The sequence below is a fragment of the Saccharothrix sp. DSM 118769 genome (genome assembly GCF_052936295.1).
In genome coordinates this window covers 1,117,198-1,133,316 of the sequence record NZ_CP193627.1, presented here as the reverse complement: position 1 = coordinate 1,133,316, position 16,119 = coordinate 1,117,198, and the positions used below count along the sequence as shown (strand labels likewise).

General features: G+C 74.3%; 15 protein-coding genes. 4 read left to right on the top strand and 11 right to left on the bottom strand.

The window, feature by feature from the left end; all coding sequences use genetic code 11:
• Window positions 1-26: 26 nt before the first annotated feature.
• Complete coding sequence (locus ACRAKJ_RS05405; protein WP_447008888.1) at window positions 27-2,054, top strand: ATP-dependent DNA helicase; 2,028 nt, start codon at window positions 27-29, stop codon at window positions 2,052-2,054.
• Here the strand turns inward: ACRAKJ_RS05405 and ACRAKJ_RS05400 are convergent.
• Window positions 2,026-3,285, bottom strand: a complete 1,260-nt coding sequence (locus ACRAKJ_RS05400) for an MFS transporter (RefSeq protein WP_438925925.1) — start codon at window positions 3,283-3,285, stop codon at window positions 2,026-2,028. The two genes, ACRAKJ_RS05405 and ACRAKJ_RS05400, sit on opposite strands and share 29 nt — an antisense overlap.
• A gap of 113 nt (window positions 3,286-3,398) precedes the next feature.
• Between ACRAKJ_RS05400 and ACRAKJ_RS05395 the strand changes: the two genes are divergently transcribed.
• Entirely contained in the window at window positions 3,399-4,319 is a 921-nt protein-coding gene (locus ACRAKJ_RS05395; RefSeq protein ID WP_438925926.1) for a LysR family transcriptional regulator, read from the top strand.
• A 4-nt stretch (window positions 4,320-4,323) separates the two neighbouring features.
• Here the strand turns inward: ACRAKJ_RS05395 and ACRAKJ_RS05390 are convergent, their stop codons facing one another.
• The 5 genes from ACRAKJ_RS05390 to ACRAKJ_RS05370 form a co-directional block, all read right to left on the bottom strand.
• Window positions 4,324-5,727, bottom strand: a complete 1,404-nt coding sequence (locus ACRAKJ_RS05390) for a phospholipase D-like domain-containing protein (RefSeq protein ID WP_438925927.1) — start codon at window positions 5,725-5,727, stop codon at window positions 4,324-4,326.
• A 38-nt stretch (window positions 5,728-5,765) separates the two neighbouring features.
• Window positions 5,766-6,449 (bottom strand): peptidyl-tRNA hydrolase, encoded by a 684-nt coding sequence (locus ACRAKJ_RS05385; RefSeq protein WP_438925940.1) that lies wholly within the window; start codon window positions 6,447-6,449, stop codon window positions 5,766-5,768.
• 14 nt (window positions 6,450-6,463) lie between these two features.
• Window positions 6,464-7,690, bottom strand: coding sequence for a phosphoserine phosphatase SerB (gene serB / locus ACRAKJ_RS05380; RefSeq protein WP_438925928.1), 1,227 nt, complete (start codon window positions 7,688-7,690; stop codon window positions 6,464-6,466).
• A gap of 99 nt (window positions 7,691-7,789) precedes the next feature.
• Window positions 7,790-9,577 carry an aa3-type cytochrome oxidase subunit I gene (gene ctaD / locus ACRAKJ_RS05375; RefSeq protein ID WP_438925929.1) on the bottom strand — a complete coding sequence of 596 codons (1,788 nt, stop codon included), beginning with the start codon at window positions 9,575-9,577 and terminating at the stop codon, window positions 7,790-7,792.
• Between the two features lie 229 nt (window positions 9,578-9,806).
• Window positions 9,807-10,406 carry a hypothetical protein gene (locus tag ACRAKJ_RS05370; RefSeq protein WP_438925930.1) on the bottom strand — a complete coding sequence of 200 codons (600 nt, stop codon included), beginning with the start codon at window positions 10,404-10,406 and terminating at the stop codon, window positions 9,807-9,809.
• A 170-nt stretch (window positions 10,407-10,576) separates the two neighbouring features.
• On the opposite strand from ACRAKJ_RS05370, the gene ACRAKJ_RS05365 reads away from it, so the two are divergent.
• Together ACRAKJ_RS05365 and ACRAKJ_RS05360 are read left to right on the top strand one after the other, a co-directional pair.
• Window positions 10,577-11,413 (top strand): phosphotransferase family protein, encoded by an 837-nt coding sequence (locus ACRAKJ_RS05365; RefSeq protein ID WP_438925931.1) that lies wholly within the window; start codon window positions 10,577-10,579, stop codon window positions 11,411-11,413.
• Window positions 11,406-12,032: an HD domain-containing protein gene (locus ACRAKJ_RS05360; protein ID WP_438925932.1), complete on the top strand. Its 627-nt coding sequence runs from the start codon at window positions 11,406-11,408 to the stop codon at window positions 12,030-12,032. The genes ACRAKJ_RS05365 and ACRAKJ_RS05360 overlap by 8 nt, the downstream gene beginning before the upstream one ends.
• Here the strand turns inward: ACRAKJ_RS05360 and ACRAKJ_RS05355 are convergent.
• Genes ACRAKJ_RS05355 through ACRAKJ_RS05335 form a run of 5 tightly spaced genes read right to left on the bottom strand, consistent with a single transcriptional unit; the run spans window position 12,007 to window position 15,994 of the window.
• Window positions 12,007-12,579: a 1,2-dihydroxy-3-keto-5-methylthiopentene dioxygenase gene (locus ACRAKJ_RS05355; protein ID WP_438925933.1), complete on the bottom strand. Its 573-nt coding sequence runs from the start codon at window positions 12,577-12,579 to the stop codon at window positions 12,007-12,009. The two genes, ACRAKJ_RS05360 and ACRAKJ_RS05355, sit on opposite strands and share 26 nt — an antisense overlap.
• A complete protein-coding gene (gene mtnB, locus ACRAKJ_RS05350; RefSeq protein ID WP_438925934.1) occupies window positions 12,576-13,199 on the bottom strand; it encodes a methylthioribulose 1-phosphate dehydratase in 624 nt (207 codons plus the stop codon). The genes ACRAKJ_RS05355 and mtnB overlap by 4 nt, the downstream gene beginning before the upstream one ends.
• Window positions 13,196-13,870, bottom strand: a complete 675-nt coding sequence (mtnC, locus tag ACRAKJ_RS05345) for an acireductone synthase (RefSeq protein ID WP_438925935.1) — start codon at window positions 13,868-13,870, stop codon at window positions 13,196-13,198. Before mtnC ends, mtnB begins: the two co-directional genes overlap by 4 nt.
• Window positions 13,863-14,870, bottom strand: coding sequence for a s-methyl-5-thioribose-1-phosphate isomerase (locus tag ACRAKJ_RS05340; RefSeq protein WP_438925936.1), 1,008 nt, complete (start codon window positions 14,868-14,870; stop codon window positions 13,863-13,865). Before ACRAKJ_RS05340 ends, mtnC begins: the two co-directional genes overlap by 8 nt.
• On the bottom strand, window positions 14,870-15,994 hold the full coding sequence (locus ACRAKJ_RS05335; protein WP_438925937.1) for an acyl-CoA dehydrogenase family protein: 1,125 nt from the start codon (window positions 15,992-15,994) through the stop codon (window positions 14,870-14,872). Before ACRAKJ_RS05335 ends, ACRAKJ_RS05340 begins: the two co-directional genes overlap by 1 nt.
• Window positions 15,995-16,119 lie beyond the last annotated feature (125 nt).

The window sequence follows — 16,119 nt, the reverse complement described above, 5'->3', positions numbered from 1 at the left end:
CGGTGGTGGCGGGTACGGTCTTCGCCGTGCCCGCCACCGCCTCGATCCCCGACACCCGCACCCTGCTCGCCGTGGCCGTGGAGGCCGTCGGCGGCGCCGAGCGCCCCGGCCAGGTGGACATGGCCGAGGCCGTCGAGCGCTCGATCCGGACCGGGGAGCACCTCGCCGTGCAGGCCGGCACCGGTACCGGCAAGTCCCTGGCCTACCTCGTGCCGTCGCTGCGGCACGCCGTGGCCGAGGAATCCACGGTCGTCATCTCCACCGCCACCATCGCGCTCCAGCGGCAGCTCGTGGACCGCGACCTGCCCCGCCTGGCCAAGGCGCTGAAGAAGGAGCTGGGCCGCGAGCCGCGGTTCGCGATCCTCAAGGGCCGGCGCAACTACCTGTGCATGCACCGCCTGCACACCGGCGCGCCCGACGAGCCCGACGAGCCCGGCCTGTTCGACCCGTTCGCGGTGTCCCGGATGGGCCGCGAGGTGAAGCGGCTGCACGAGTGGTCCTCCGACACCGAGACCGGCGACCGCGACGAGCTGGTGCCGGGCGTCAGCGACCAGGCGTGGCGGCAGGTGTCGGTGACCGCGCGCGAGTGCCTGGGCGTCGCCAAGTGCCCCATCGGCACCGACTGCTTCGCGGAGAAGGCGCGCGCCGAGGCGGGCCGGGCCGACGTCGTCGTCACCAACCACGCGATGCTCGCCGTGGACGCCCTGGAGGGCTACCAGGTGCTGCCCGACCACGACGTGGTCGTGATCGACGAGGCGCACGACCTGGTCGACCGGGTCACCTCGGTGGCGACCGAGGAGCTGAGCGGGTCGCTGGTGGCGACCGCCGCCCGCCGCTGCGGCCGGCTGATCGACCAGTCCGTGGCCGACCGGATGGCCGAGGCGTCCGACGGCCTCGCGATGATCCTGGAGGACGTGCCGCCCGGCCGGCTCGACTCGCTGCCGCAGGCGCTGGCGGGCGCGCTGCGGGCCACCAAGGACGCCGCGCACGCGTGCATCACCTCGCTGGGTCCCGAGCGCAAGGAGGACCCGGAGGGCGCGACGGACCGCAAGCTCGCGCTGTCCCTGCTCGACGAGGTGCACGACTGCGCGGCCCGCATCCTGGGCGCGTTCGACGACGACCACGACGTGGTGTGGGTGTCGGGCGACTTCGCCGACCGGAACAAGGCCCCGTCGCTGCGGGTGGCGCCGCTGGGCGTGGGCGGGCTGCTGCGCGAGCGGCTGTTCGGCAAGCGCACCACCGTGCTGACGTCGGCGACGCTCACGCTCGGCGGCACGTTCGACACCCTGGCCCGCCAGTGGGGCCTGCCCGCGTCGTCGGCCGCCGCGAAGGCCGCGGGGACCGCCACGGACAAGGAGCCGCCGTCCGACCTGGGCGCGGTGAGGTGGACCGGCCTGGACGTGGGCTCGCCGTTCGAGCACGGCACCAGCGGCATCCTCTACGTCGCCCGCCACCTGCCGCCGCCGGGGCGCGACGGCCTGCCCCCGGCGTACGTGGACGAGATCGAGGGCCTGGTCAACGCCGCCGGCGGGCGCACGCTGGGCCTGTTCTCGTCGATGCGCGCGGCGAAGGCGGCGGCGGAGGCGCTGCGCGGCAAGCTGTCGTACCCGGTGCTGTGCCAGGGCGACGACGCCACGGGCCAGCTCGTGAAGCGGTTCGCGGAGGACGCGGACACGTGCCTGTTCGGCACCCTGTCCCTGTGGCAGGGCGTGGACGTGCCCGGTCCGGCGCTCCAGCTCGTGATCATGGACCGCATCCCGTTCCCGCGCCCGGACGACCCGCTGGCCTCGGCGCGGCAGAAGGCCGTGGAGTCGCGGGGCGGCAACGGCTTCCTCACCGTGGCCGCCACCCACGCCGCCCTGCTGCTGGCCCAGGGCGCCGGGCGCCTGCTGCGCTCGATGAGCGACAAGGGCGTGGTCGCCGTCCTGGACCCGCGCCTGGCCACCGCCCGCTACAGCGGCTTCCTGCGCGCCTCGCTGCCGCCGTTCTGGACCACCTACGACCCGGAGGTCGTGAAGGCCGCGCTCAAGCGCCTGGACGCCGCGAACCCGTGAGCGCCCCGGCGGCGCGGACCAGCAGCACCGGGGTGGCCAGCAGCAGCACGCCGGCCACCCCGATCGCGACCCGCGGACCGGTCACGGCGGCCAGCACGCCCCCCAGGGCGGTCAGCAGCGCGGTGGTGGCCTTGCCGCCGACCGACCACGCGGTCAGCACGCGGGCCACCCGGTCGGTCGGCACCCGCTCCAGCCGCCGGGCGGCGAACACCGGGTTGAACACGCCGATGCTGGTGATCAGGCCGAACTCGACGGCGATGACGAGCAGCAGCCCGGTCGTGCCGGGGTGGACGAACGCCAGGCCGGGCACCCAGCAGGCGCGCAGCGCCCCGGCGGCGACCAGCACCCGCCCCGACCCGAACCGCGCCACCAGCGGGCCGGCCAGCCGCGCGCCGAGCAGGCCGCCCGCGCACGGCAGGGCGAACGCCAGGCCGTACTGCCAGGGCGCGAACCCCAGGTCGCCGAGCATGAGCACGGCCAGCAGCGGCGCGGTGGTCATGATCAGGGCGTTGACCAGCACCGCGTTGGCGAACAGCGGGCGCAGGACCGGGTCGGCCAGCACGTGCCGCCACCCGGCGGTCAGGCCGCGCGACCGCCGCGCGCCGGCGCTCGCGGGACGGGGCCCGTCGGCGCTCGTGGGACGGGGCCCGTCGGCGCTCGCGGGACGGGGCCCGTCAGCGCGGACCGCCCGCACGCCCAGCGCGGACAGCAGGTAGCTGACCGCGTCGGCCGTCACCGTCGCCACCGGGCCGAGCACCCCGACGGCGACCCCGCCGAGCGGCGGTCCGAGCGCGGTGGCGGTCCACGCGGTCGCCTCCAGCCGCGAGGTCGCCGCCAGCAGGTCGGCCGGCGGCACGAGCGCCTTCAGGTACGCGCCCGCCGCCGCCTGGAACGTCGTGTCGGCCGCCGCGACGACGACCGACACGACCAGCAGGTGGGGGAAGCCGAGCAGGTCGAGCGCGAACGCCGCGGGCACGCTCGCCAGCGCCGCGCACCGGACCAGGTCCGCGCCGAGCATCACCGACCGCTTGCCGCGGACCTCGACCCACGGGCCGAGCGACGTCGCCGCGACCGCGCCCACCGCCAGGCCCGCCGCGGCCAGGGCCGAGACCCCCGCCGTGCCGGCGTGCAGCACGACGACCGCGATCAGGGCGAACGCGTCGAACGCGAACCGGGTGCCGAACGCGCTGACCGCGTGCGCCGCCCACAACCACCGGAAGTCCCGCCCCACCGACCCGCCCCCTCGTCGCCGGGTGGCAGCACAGCGGTCCGCGGCGGGGCGGCGCAAACAACCGGTCGTGCGGACGGCCACAACGGCGCGTTGTGCCGCTAGGGTCCACCGGCGTGGACCTGGACGCCGTGCGCACGTTCGTCGCCGCGGCGGACGCGGGCCGCTTCCAGGACGCCGCCGACGACCTGTCCGTGACGCAGCAGGCGGTGTCCAAGCGGGTGGCCGCGCTGGAGGGCCGCCTCGGCGTGCGGCTGTTCACCCGCACCCCGCGCGGGGTCGTGCCCACCGCGGCCGGGCTCGCGTTCCTGCCCCGCGCCCGCGAGCTGCTGCGCGCCGCGGACCTGGCGGTGGCCTCCGTGCGGCCCGACCGGCGACCGCTGCGCGTGGACGTGGTCGGCAGGCACCTCGCGCCGGCCGCCCTGCTGCGCGACTTCCACCACGCGCGCCCCGACGTGGAGCTGGAGGTCGTGACCCACTTCCGCGACGCCCGCGCGGCGCTGTCCGGCCTGCGCTCCGGCGCGGTCGACGCGGCGTTCCGCGCCCTGCTCCCGGACACCCTGCTCCCCGACACCCTGCTCCCGGACAACCCGCCGCCCGGCGACCTGGTCGCCGTCCGGGCCCTGGACGAACCGCTCCAGCTGCTCACCGGCCCGCGCCACCCGCTCGCCGACGCGGGCGCGGTCGCGCTCGCCGACCTCGCGGGCCACCGCATCCGGCTGCCCGCCCTGGCCGACGGCAGCGAGTGGGCCGCCTACTACCGCGCCCTCGCCGCCGGCGCCGGGCTCACCCTGGACGCGACCGGCCCGAACTTCGGCGTCGGCCCACTGCTGGACGAGGTCGCGGCCTCCCCGGACCTGGCGACGTTCGCGGGCGAGCGCACCCGCCTGTCCTGGCCCGCCGAGCACGACCTCCGGCGCGTGGCCGTGCGCGACCCGACGCCGGTGTACCCGCACTCCCTGGTCCACCGCCGCGACGACCCGCACCCGGGCCTGGCCGCGCTGCTCGACCACCTGGGCGCGGCCCGGTCGGGGTGAGCGGTCAGCCGTCGACGAGGAGGCCGCGCAGCGGTCCCTGGAGGCGGCCCGCCCGGCGCGACACGCCCGGCAGGGCGGTGACCCGGTGCTCGCCGTCGGACTCCAGGACCTCGCGCCACAGGGTGTCCACGACCTCGTGCGCCGGGCCCGACACGTCCGCCACGGGGCGCTGGAGGTGCTCGGACCACAGGCGCAGGCGGGTGTCGCGGGCCACGTCGGCGTCGTCGGTCACGACGTTGACCTCGGTGTCGTTGAACAGCGAGTGCTCGTTGAGGTTGGCCGAACCCAGGCTGAGCCAGCGGTCGTCCACGACGGCGAGCTTGGCGTGCACGTACACCGACGAGGACGTCTCGCCGTCGTGCGAGGTGAGGGTGCCCGCGACCAGCCGGCGACCGCCGTCGTCGGCGTCGATCAGCCGCCCGAGCTGGCCCTTCGTGGTGTCCGCGCCGTTGCTGGGCTTGCGCGGCAGCACGAGGACGACCCGGAAGTCCGGGTGCGGCGGGTCCGCCAGCTTGTCGATCAGGATCTCGGTGACCTCGGGCGACCAGAGGAACTGGTTCTCCAGGTACACGAGCCGCTCGGCGGACCGCAGCGCCCGCAGGTAGGAGTCCAGCAGGCTGAACTCTCCCTTGGGCGCGAAGTCGTAGGTGCGCTCCGGGATGGTGCGCACGAGCTGCGCGGACGACGTGCCCGCCGGTGCCGGCACGGACGGCTCGGGCAGCTCCTCCCCCGCGATCTCCTGCCACCGGGCGCGGAAGTGGTCGGCCACGTCGGCGACGACCGGCCCGCGCAGCCGGGTGCCCAGGTCGTGCCAGCCGAGGGGTTCGCGGGCGGGGTGCCGGGGCGTGTCGTGGCGGTCGCCCTCGATCGCGGTGAGGTCCATGCCGCCGACGAACGCCACCTCGTCGTCCACCACGACGATCTTCTCGTGGTGGCAGTGCAGCGTGCGCTCCCGCGCGTCGATCACGCACGACACGGCGCTGTCCCGGGTGAACTCGGCCTGGTGGGCGAGGACGCGCTTGCGGGTCGGCTCGAACATCGGCACCGGCGGACCCGCCCACAGCAGCAGCCGCACGGGCACGCGCGTCGCCACCGACGCGAGCAGGTCGCGCAGCGACGGCGAGCCCTCCTCGCGGGTGAGCCGGAAGTCGGGGCTGGTGCACCAGCCGGCGATGTGCACGAACCGCTTCGCCGACGTGATCGCCTCGGCGATGGCCGGGAGCACCTCGTGCCCGTCGACCAGCACCTCGACCCGGTTGCCCGTGCGCACCGGCCGGTGGGGGGACCACCAGCCGTCACCGGAGGTCATGTCCCAGCCCAGCTTGCGCAGCCGCCGCGAGTGGTGCGCGCACAGCAGGCTCTCCAGCCCGTCGCCGAGCTTCTCGTCCAGAACATCCAGCAGGCCCACGTCACGGATGGTTGCCACAAACCGGACGAACCAAACCCCTACGAGCGGTTGACCGCCACGGTCGCGGTGCCCGGAGCGACCTCGGTGTACCCCGCGTCACGCACGAGCACCACGTCCGGGCGGGCCACCAGGGCGTCCCACTCGGCGGCGGACGGCGTGCGCACCGCGCACCGGTACCCCAGCTCGGCCCACTCCTTCAGCTCGACCGGCGACAGGTGCGGCGCGAGCAGCATCGACGCGTGCCCGACCTGCGCCGCCGCCTTCCCCGCCGTCATCGCCACGCGCGGGTTGAGCCACAGCTCGTGCGCGCCCGGCGGCACCGGCCCCGGCTCGTCGGCGGGCAGCTCGCTGCCGGAGATCTGCAACCGGCTCAGCTCCTTGGGCAGCTCGGAGACCTTCCCCGGCACGAACGCCCGCACCTGCGCGCCGCCCACCGCGACCGTCACCCCCGGCAGCGCCTGCACGGCCTCCCAGTGCGCCCCGCGGGCCCGCCGCGACACTTTCCGGATGCGCCCGCGCACCCACGCCACCAGCTCGTCGTGCCACTCGCCGCCCGGCTCGGCGCGCTCGTCCAGGCACACCGCGACGGCCGCCGCGGCGGCGGCCTCCAGCACCTCGGTCCGCGCCGGCGGGTCGGCCCGCTCGATCCGCAGCACGACCGGCATGGCCCGCACCGCGGCCGGGTCCTCCTCGTCGGTGGCGTAATGCCGGTCGACGAGCATCCGCAGGAGGTCGTTCACAGCCGGTTCAGCTCCAACCCGTCCGCCGCGTCCGCGGCCTCCACCTCGGACCTGGTCACGCCGAGGACGAACAGCACCGCGTCCAGGAACGGGTGGGACAGCGCCGTGTCGGCCACCTCGCGCAGCGCGGGCTTGGCGTTGAACGCCACGCCCAGGCCGGCCGCGCCGAGCATGTCGATGTCGTTCGCGCCGTCGCCGACGGCCACGGTCTGCGCCAGCGGGATGCCCTCGCGGTCGGCGAACCGCCGCAGCGCCACCGCCTTGCCCGCCCGGTCCACGACCTCGCCCACGACCCGCCCGGTGAGCTTGCCGTCGACGACCTCCAGCTCGTTGGCCGCGCAGAAGTCCAGGCCCAGCTCGTCCACCAGGCTCCGGATGACCCGGGTGAACCCGCCGGACACCACGCCGCACCGGAACCCGAGCCGCTTGAGCGTCCGCACGGTGGTGCGCGCGCCCGCGGTCAGCTCCAGCGACGCCGCCACCTCGTCCAGCACCGACTCGTCGAGGCCCTCCAGCAGCGCCACCCGCCGCCGCAGCGACTCGGTGAAGTCCAGCTCGCCGCGCATCGCGGCCTCGGTGATCTCCTTGACCTGCGGCTCCACCCCGACGTGCGCGGCGAGCATCTCGATCACCTCGCCCTGGATGAGCGTGGAGTCGACGTCGAACACGACCAGCCGCTTCGCCCGCCGGGTCAGGCCGGCCCGCTCCACGGCGACGTCCAGCCCGCCGCGCACCGCCACCTCGGCCAGCGCCGCGCGCAGCGCCGCGTCGCTCTCCTCGGTGTCCTGCGCCACCGACACCCGCAGCTCCAGGCCGGTCACCGGGTAGTCGGCGACGCCGCGGATGGCGTCGATGTTCACGCCGAGCGCCGCGAGCCGCCGCGCCACCTCGGTGAACGCGCGGGCCGTCACCGGGCGCCCGATCACGATGATCACGTGGCTGGACTCCAGCCGCGCGGTGCGCTTCGAGTCGGCGTCGACCTCCACCTCGACCTGCATGGACACCGTCGCCATGGCCTGCTCGACGGCCTCCTGGAGGCCCTCCGGGTCGCGGTCCGCGCCGACCAGCACGCCGAGCACGAGCCGACCCCGGATGACGACCTGCTCGACGTCGAGGATCTCCACGCCGTGCCTGGTCAGCACCGCGAACAGCACCGAGGACACCCCCGGCTTGTCCGGTCCGGTGACGGTGATCAGGACGGGCGTGGCGCTGGGCTTGGTCACGAGATGGCTCCTCTGCCGGACAGCGTCGGGGTGCGGACAGCGGCGAGCCCCGGTGACCGCGTGCGGTCGCCGGGGCTCGCCGTTGAACCTGCGCCCAGGTTACTTGTGGTCGCCCTCGGTGCCCTCGGAGGCGGTACCCGACTGGACGGCCTGCGCGGCCTTCTCCGACGGCGCCTTCGGGGCCTTCTCGTGCGGGATCGCCTTGCCCGTGAACGTCACGTGCGCCTCGTCGTGGATGCGCTCGATCATGTGCGGGTAGTGCAGCTCGAACGCCGGGCGGGCCGAGCGGATGCGGGGCAGCTCGGTGAAGTTGTGCCGCGGCGGCGGGCAGGAGGTCGCCCACTCCAGCGAGTTGCCGAAGCCCCACGGGTCGTCCACGTGCACGGTCTCGCCGTACCGGTAGGACTTGAACACGTTCCAGATGAACGGCAGCGTCGAGGCGCCCAGCACGTACGCGCCGACCGTGGAGATCATGTTCAGCGCGGTGAAGCCGTCGGACGCCAGGTAGTCCGCGTACCGGCGCGGCATGCCCTCGTTGCCCAGCCAGTGCTGCACCAGGAACGTGGCGTGGAAGCCGAGGAACGTCAGCCAGAAGTGGAGCTTGCCCAGGGGCTCGTCCATCATCCGGCCGGTGATCTTCGGGAACCAGAAGTAGATGCCCGCGAACGTGGCGAACACGATCGTGCCGTAGAGCACGTAGTGGAAGTGCGCGACCACGAAGTACGTGTCCGACACGTGGAAGTCGATGGCCGGGGCGGCCAGCAGGATGCCGGACAGGCCGCCGAAGAGGAACGTGACGATGAAGCCGATGCTGAACAGCATGGGCGTCTCGAACGTCAGCTGCCCCTTCCACATCGTGCCGATCCAGTTGAAGAACTTGATGCCGGTCGGCACGGCGATGAGGAACGTCATGAACGCGAAGAACGGCAGCAGCACGGCGCCGGTGGCGTACATGTGGTGCGCCCACACGGCGACCGAGAGGGCCGCGATGCCGAGCGTCGCGTAGACCAGGCCGTTGTAGCCGAAGATCGGCTTGCGGCTGAACACCGGGAAGATCTCCGACACGATGCCGAAGAACGGCAGCGCGACGATGTAGACCTCGGGGTGGCCGAAGAACCAGAACAGGTGCTGCCACAGGATCACGCCGCCGTTGGCGGGGTCGAACACGTGGGCGCCCAGGTGCCGGTCGGCCAGCAGGCCCAGCAGCGCGGCGGTCAGGATCGGGAACGCCAGCAGCACGAGCACCGAGGTCACCAGGATGTTCCAGGTGAAGATCGGCATCCGGAACATGGTCATGCCGGGCGCCCGGAGGCAGACCACGGTGGTGATCATGTTGACCGCGCCGAGGATGGTGCCGAGACCACCGACGACCAGGCCGGAGATCCACAGGTCGGCGCCGGCGCCGGGCGAGTGGATGGCGTTCGACAGCGGCGTGTAGGCGAACCAGCCGAAGTCGGCCGCGCCGCCCGGCGTGATGAAGCCCGCCATGACGATCAGGCCGCCGAACAGGTACAGCCAGTACGAGAACGCGTTGAGCCGCGGGAACGCCACGTCGGGCGAGCCGATCTGGAGCGGCAGGATGAAGTTGGCGAAGCCGAACACGATCGGGGTCGCGTAGAGCAGCAGCATCACCGTGCCGTGCATGGTGAACAGCTGGTTGTACTGCTCGCTGGACAGGAACTGCATACCCGGGCGCGCCAGCTCGGTCCTCATCAGCATGGCCATCGCGCCGCCCACCATGAAGAAGGCGAACGAGGTGACCAGGTACATGATCCCGATCTGCTTGTGGTCCGTGGTGCGGAACATCCGCAGCAGGAACGAACCCTTGACCGCCTTGCGAGTCCCGAAGGGCCGCGTAGCGATCGGCTGCGGGGCTACGGCCGTCACGGTGCCTCCTGCACTGTCTGGTACTGGCTTGGCCGGCGGGCAGCGCCACCGGCTCCCCGGATCGTAGACGGCGTGGTCGGAGGGGGCTTGGTTGGGCCGGCTGCTGGATCACGTCAGGTAGCGCAGGTCACAAGCGCGGGCAGGCCGGGGCGGTGCGCCGGGACCGGGCCCGCCGGTGTGGCGGACCCGGTTCCGGGTACCCCGGCGGGTCGGGACCGGGACGGGCGGGTCAGGACCGGCGACGGGGGCGGGCGGCGACCACCAGGGCCGTTCCCGCGCCGATCAGGACCAGGGACGCCAGCAGCGGCGGGACCGCGTCGGCCCCGGTGCGGGCGAGGGGCGCGGACCCGCGGACCCCGGCGCGCGGACCGGCCGGCGGGGCGCCGGCGACCGGGGCCGCGGCCTTCGGCGTGGTCGTCAGGGCCGGCGTCGGGGTGGTCGGCCGCGCGGCGGCGCGCAGGCTGGGCGACGTGCCGCCGGCCGACGCGTTCGGGCTGGTCACGGGTCTGTCACCGGACACGACGGTCGGCGGTGGGGGCGGCGCGAGGGTGCCGCCCGGCTCGATCGTGCCCGAGCCCGCCGGGGACTGCTCCAGCAGGTCTCCGCCCGGCTCGGACGTCGGCAGGTCGGGCACCGGTGGCCCCGACCCGGGTTCGGACGTCGGCGGGTCGAGTTCGGACCCGGGTTCGGAGGTGGGGGTCTGGTCCTCGGTCTGACCGGCGGACACCGGCGCGCCGCCCTCGGGGTCGGCCAGCGCGGCGGGGCCGCCGGCCAGTCCGAGGGCGAGCAGGAGTGCCGCTCCGCTGAGGACGCGGGTTGTCAGGTGCATCGCACACGCTCCGCACGACTAGGCGAGCTGATCGGCGCCGGGAACTGCTCCCAACAGTGGAATCGCTCGCCACCGCCCGCGCGCTTCGATGCGCGATCGATTCGTTACCTGCGGTCGGTAACGGCAGCGGTACCCGGTGCCACGAATCCGCTGCACCGCAGGTGGCGGGCGTGCGAACATCGCTCATGGGCACCGACTCGGCACTGGCGCGGCTCCGGGTCCTGGCCGGGCGGCTGGGGCTGCCGTGCGACGACCCGGTCGTGCTGCGGCGCGGCAGCAACCTGCTCGTGCACCTGCGGCCGGCCCCGGTGGTCGCCCGGGTCGCGGCGGCGACGGCGACCGTTCGCCCGGACGTGTTCGGGCACTTCCGGCGGGCAGACGCGGTGAGCCGCTTCCTCGCCGAACGCGGCGTGCCGGTGGTCGAGCCCGTCGAGCCCGGCGTGGTGCGGCACGACGGGCTGGTGGTCGCGTTCGCCCGGCACGTGCCGCACGAGCCGGGCGCGCTGCTCGACCCGGCGTCGTTCGCGACGGCCCTGGCGGAGCTGCACGGCGAGCTGCGGTACTACCCCGGCCCGCTGCCCGAGCGGTGGCCGGCGGCGGACCTGGGCCGCGTGCTGGACGTGCTGGGCCGGCCCGCCGGGCTGGTCGAGGAGCTGGCGGGGCTGGTCGCGCGGTGGCCGTCGACGCCGGCGCAGGCCCTGCACGGCGACGCGCACCCGCGCAACGTGCTGGTCACCGCGTCCGGGCCGGTGTGGAACGACTTCGAGGACACCTGGCGCGGACCGGTCGGGTGGGACGTGGCGTGCGCGGACCTGAGCACCTCGTTCGCCGGGACGATCCCCTACCCGGCCGACGACCTGGGGTTCTGGACGGACCTGCGGCGGCTGTTCGCGGTCTGCTGGTCGCGGGCGCTGGACCTCCACCGGTCCCGGTCGGGTGGCACGATCCGCGCGGGAGCCGCGCCGGGGGGCGGCGCGGCCGTCACCTCGGGGGTGCCTGGTGGGTGAGCTGGCGACGCTGTGGCGGGACGCCGTGCGGGTGCTGGGCGGCGCGGACCGGCCCGCGACCCCTGACCTGGATGTGGACCTGGACGGGCGGTACGCCGAGCCGCACCGCTCCTACCACGGCGCGGCGCACGTGCTGGCCGTCGTCCGCGACGTGCTGGACCTGGCCCGCGACCGCACCGACCGGGAACGGGCCGTGCTCACCCTCGCCGCCCTGGCGCACGACGTGGTCTACGACGGCGTGCCCGGCCGGGACGAGCGGCGCAGCGCGGAGTGGGCGCGCGGGCGCCTCGCGGGGCTGCCCGAGGCGGACCGGGTGGCGGGCATCGTGCTCGCCACCACCGACCACGCCTCGGACGACGACCTGACCCGCCTGCTCCTGGACGCCGACCTGGCGGTCCTCGGCTCGGCACCGGACGACTACGAGCGCTACCGGGCGGCGGTCCGGGCCGAGTACGCGCACGTGGACGACGCGGGCTGGCGCGCGGGGCGGGCCCGGGTGCTGCGGTCGCTGCTGGACCGCGACCCGCTCTACGCGACGGCGCGGGCGCGCGACCGGTGGGAGGCGCGCGCCAGGGCCAACGCGACCGCCGAGCTCAGCTCGCTCGGTGACCCGCCATGAGCGCGTCGAACGTCGGGAAGGACGTCGCGATGTCGCTGCCGGTGAAGTTGCCGACCCAGCCGTCGTCGTCGTGGAAGAACCGGATCGACACGTAGTCGGGCCGGGTGCCCATGTCGAACCAGTGGGTGGTGTTCTCCGGGACGCTGAGCAGGTCGCCCTCCTCGCACAGCACGCCGTGCACCCGGCCGTCGACGTGCAGGTAGAACACGCCGGCGCCGCGCGCGAAGAACCGGTCCTCGTCGTCGTCGTGGGTGTGCTCGGCGAGGAACTTCAGCCGGGCCCGCCCGGCCTCCTCCAGCCACGCCGGGTCGTCCGAGGGGGCCATCTCCATGGCGTCGACCAGGACGTAACCCTCACTCTCGGTGACACGGGCGACCTGGTCGGCGTACACCTCCAGGGCGTTCTCCCGGGTGACGCCGGGCACGACCGGCCACCGCTCGTAGCGGACGCCGATCTGCTTGAGGTGGTCGGCGATCTCCACCGGGTCGGAGGTGCGGACCACCGGGTTCTCGGGATCGGTGTCCGGCCACACGGTCAGCAACGTCATCGCACGCCTCCTGTCTCGACCTCGAAGCGCAGCAGCCACTCCAGGCACTCCAGCCGGTGCCGCGCCTGGCGCAGGTCGTCGCCCCACACGTACACCCCGTGCCGCGCCACGAGCAAGGCGGGCACGTCGGCGCGGAACCCGGCCTCGAACGCGTCGCCGAGGACCTCCATGTCCTGGCTGTTCGGCACCACCGGGATGGTGACCAGGTCGTCGTGCGCGCGCCGGCCGAAGCCCTTGAGCATCTCCAGGTCGCGCAGCTCGACGCCGCCGGGCCACCGCTCGGCGGCCACGACGGGGGCCAGCGCGTGCACGTGGACGACCGCGCCCGCGCCGGAGACGGCCGCGATCCGGCCGTGCAGGCCGGCCTCGGCGGACGGCACCCGCACCGGGTCCCCGGTACGGCCGTCCGCGTCGACGAGCACCACGTCGTCGGCGGTCAGCTCGCCCTTGTCCTTGCCGCTGACGGTCACCGCGAGGGTCAGCGGGTCGCGGCCCACGACCACCGACAGGTTGCCGGACGTGCCGCGCATCCACCCCATCGCGGTGAAGCGGGCGCACTCGGCGGCCAGCGCCTCCCCGGCCGCCCGGACGACGGACCCGTGGACCCCGTGCGCCGTCACAGCGCGGCCGCGGTCCGGTGTGGACCGAAGTCGGAACCGGCGTGCGGCTCGCCCTCGCGCGCCACGCCGACGGTCCGCCACCCGGCCTCGGCGGCGGCGTGCAGCTCGGCGGGCACGTCGGAGTAGAAGGTGATCGTGCCGGGGTCCTCCGCGCCGAGCACGGACGCGATCTTCAGGTAGGAGGACGCCTCGCGCTTCGGCCCGGCGTTGACCGTGTCGAAGTGGTGCTCGAACAGCGCGGTGAGGTCGCCGTCGGTGGTGTGGCGGAAGAACGCGACCTGCCCGGCGACCGAGCCGGACGAGAACACGGCGAGCTTCACGCCGTCCCCGTGCCACTTCCGCAGGGCGGGCACGACGTCCGGGAAGAACTCGGCGACGAGGTCGCCCTCGGCGTAGCCGCGCTGCCAGATCAAGCCCTGCAGCGTCTTGAGCGGCGTGACCTTCCGGTCGGCGTCCATCCAGCCGTGCAGGACGGCGACCAGCTCGTCCGTGCCGCCGTCCACCCCGGACAGCTCGCGGACCTGCGCCACGGCCTCGCGCACGACCGGGTCGTCGCCGTGCTCGTCGATCCACGGGCCGAGCCGGGGCCGCGCGTAGTCGTACAGGGTCACCAGGACCTGGTCGGTGGCACTGAGCGTGCCCTCGATGTCCAGCACAACCCACTCAGTCATGAACGTCCTCGCTGTAGTAATCGGCCAGCCGACCGGGAGGGTACGCACCGCGGTCGGTCACCACGCTCGTCACGAACCGCGGCGGGGTGACGTCGAACGCCGGGTAGAGCCCGCGCGCCTTGTCGGTGGCCGTGCGGCGGCCCAGGGTGTGCAGCACGTCGTCGCCGGGGCGGTGCTCGATCGGCACGTCGTCCCTGGTGGGGGCGAGCCGGTCCGGGGCCTGCACCATGGCGAGGAACGGCACGTCGAACGCGTGCGCGGCGACGGCGAGGCCGAGCGTGCCGACCTTGTTCACCACGTGCCCGTCCATGGTGACCCGGTCGGCGGCGGTGAGCAGGACGTCGACGTCGCCGGTGGACATCACGGCAGCGCCCATGCCGTCGGTGATCAGGGTGGTGTCGACGCCCATCTCGCCCAGGGTCTCCGCGGTGAGGCGGGCGCCCTGGAGGTACGGGCGGGTCTCCGTGCAGACGAACCGCAGGCGCTTGCCGAGCGCCCGGGCGGCGGTGACGGTCTCGGTCAGGTACAGGTCGGCCCAGCAGTGGGTGAGCACCGCGCCCTCGTCGGGCAGCAGGGCGGCGGTGTGCCGGCCCAGGGCGCGGCTGCGCGACCGGTAGCGCTCGTCGCCGGCCCGCGCGCCCGCGAGCGCCCCGGCTTCGAGGTCGTCGTGCGCGTCCACGCCCGCCAGGACGGCGGCGACGGCCTTGCGCAGGTGGTTGTTGGTCCGGCGGGTCTCGACGAGGAGCCGCCCGGCCCTGGCCAGCTGCTCGCGGGCCTCGTCGCGCGGCAGGCCGCGGGCCTCGCGGGCGGCGAGCACCATGCCCCACAGGGCGGCGAAGTACGGGCCGGAGGACTGGGTGACCATGTCCTCGATGGCCTTCGCGACCTCGGCGACCGTCGTGCAGCGGACCCAGGTGCGCTCGAACGGGAAGTTGCGCCGGTCGAGGACGTGCACGCCGTCGTCGTCGAGGCGCACGCTGCGCGCCAGGAGCGGTTCCATCAGCTGTACCCGGTGAACGGCGGCTGCTCGCCGGTGAGGAAGTGCGCGCCGACCTCGCGGGCCTTGTACGCCACCGGGTCGTGCAGGGTGAGGGTGCGGGCGTTGCGCCAGAAGCGGTCGAAGGCGTAGCCGGCGGCGGTGGCGCGGGCGCCGCACAGCTCGAACACGCGGCTGGTGGTGGTGTTGGCGGTGCGGGTGGCCACGACCTTGGCCGCGGAGATCGCGACGGCGGTGTCGGCGCGTTCGTCGGCGGTGAGGTCGGTGCCGCGCTCGGAGGCCGCGTGCAGCAGGGCGGAGGCGTGGTCGGCGAGGAGCCCGGCGGCGCGGGTGTCGGCGACCAGCTCGCCGTAGGCGGCGAGGACGTACGGGTCGTCGGTCGCCTTGTCGACACCGCTGAGGAACCAGGGGCGGGTGGTGGTGCGGGTGTAGCGGGCGGCTTCGGCGAGGGCGCCCTCGGCCATGGCCACGTACAGCTGGGCGAGGACGAGCTGGAAGCCGAGCGCGGCCAGGGACAGGCGCGGGGTGGCCGCGTCCTGGTTGCCCAGCACCCGGTCCGCGGGCACGAACACCCGGTCGAACGCGACGCCGCCGCTGGCGGTGAGGCGTTGGCCGATGTTGTCCCAGTCGCCCGCGTACGTGATGCCGTCGGCCTTGGCGTCGACCGTGAACGTCAGCTTCTCACCGCTGTCGGTCCGGGTCGCGCTCACCACCAGCCGATCGGCCACCGAGGCCCCGGTGGCGAACGTCTTGCGCCCGCTCACCCGGAACCCGCCCTCGACCGGCTCCAGCTGGAGCGCCGCGTCCAACGGGTTGCTGACCCCGGCCCAGAAAAGATTGTCCCCAGCGTCAAACGCCGGATTGTTGAACAATCCACTCCGCCACACCTGAAGATAGTGGTACCCGAGCAGGTGCCCGATGTTGGCATCCGCCGCACCCACAATCCTCGTGATGGATTGTTGAACAATCCACTCACGCACCCCCAGCACCCCGGACCGCCTGAGCGCCTCGACCTCGGCCACGGGTTCGGCGCCCGACCGATCGCGCTCGGCGGCGTCCACCCGCAACCCGGCGGCCAGCTCCTCGGCGACGGTCAGCCACTTGTGCCGACCATCGGTGCTCGTCATCCACTGCCTCCTGCGCGTCGCGGTCCCAGCAGGCGAGCCTAATCGCCGAGCGGCGGCACGACCTGAGCGTTCCGCCACATGAGAGCCCCGGCAAGGCACCTGCCCCGCCTCGCCGGCGCCTTGGC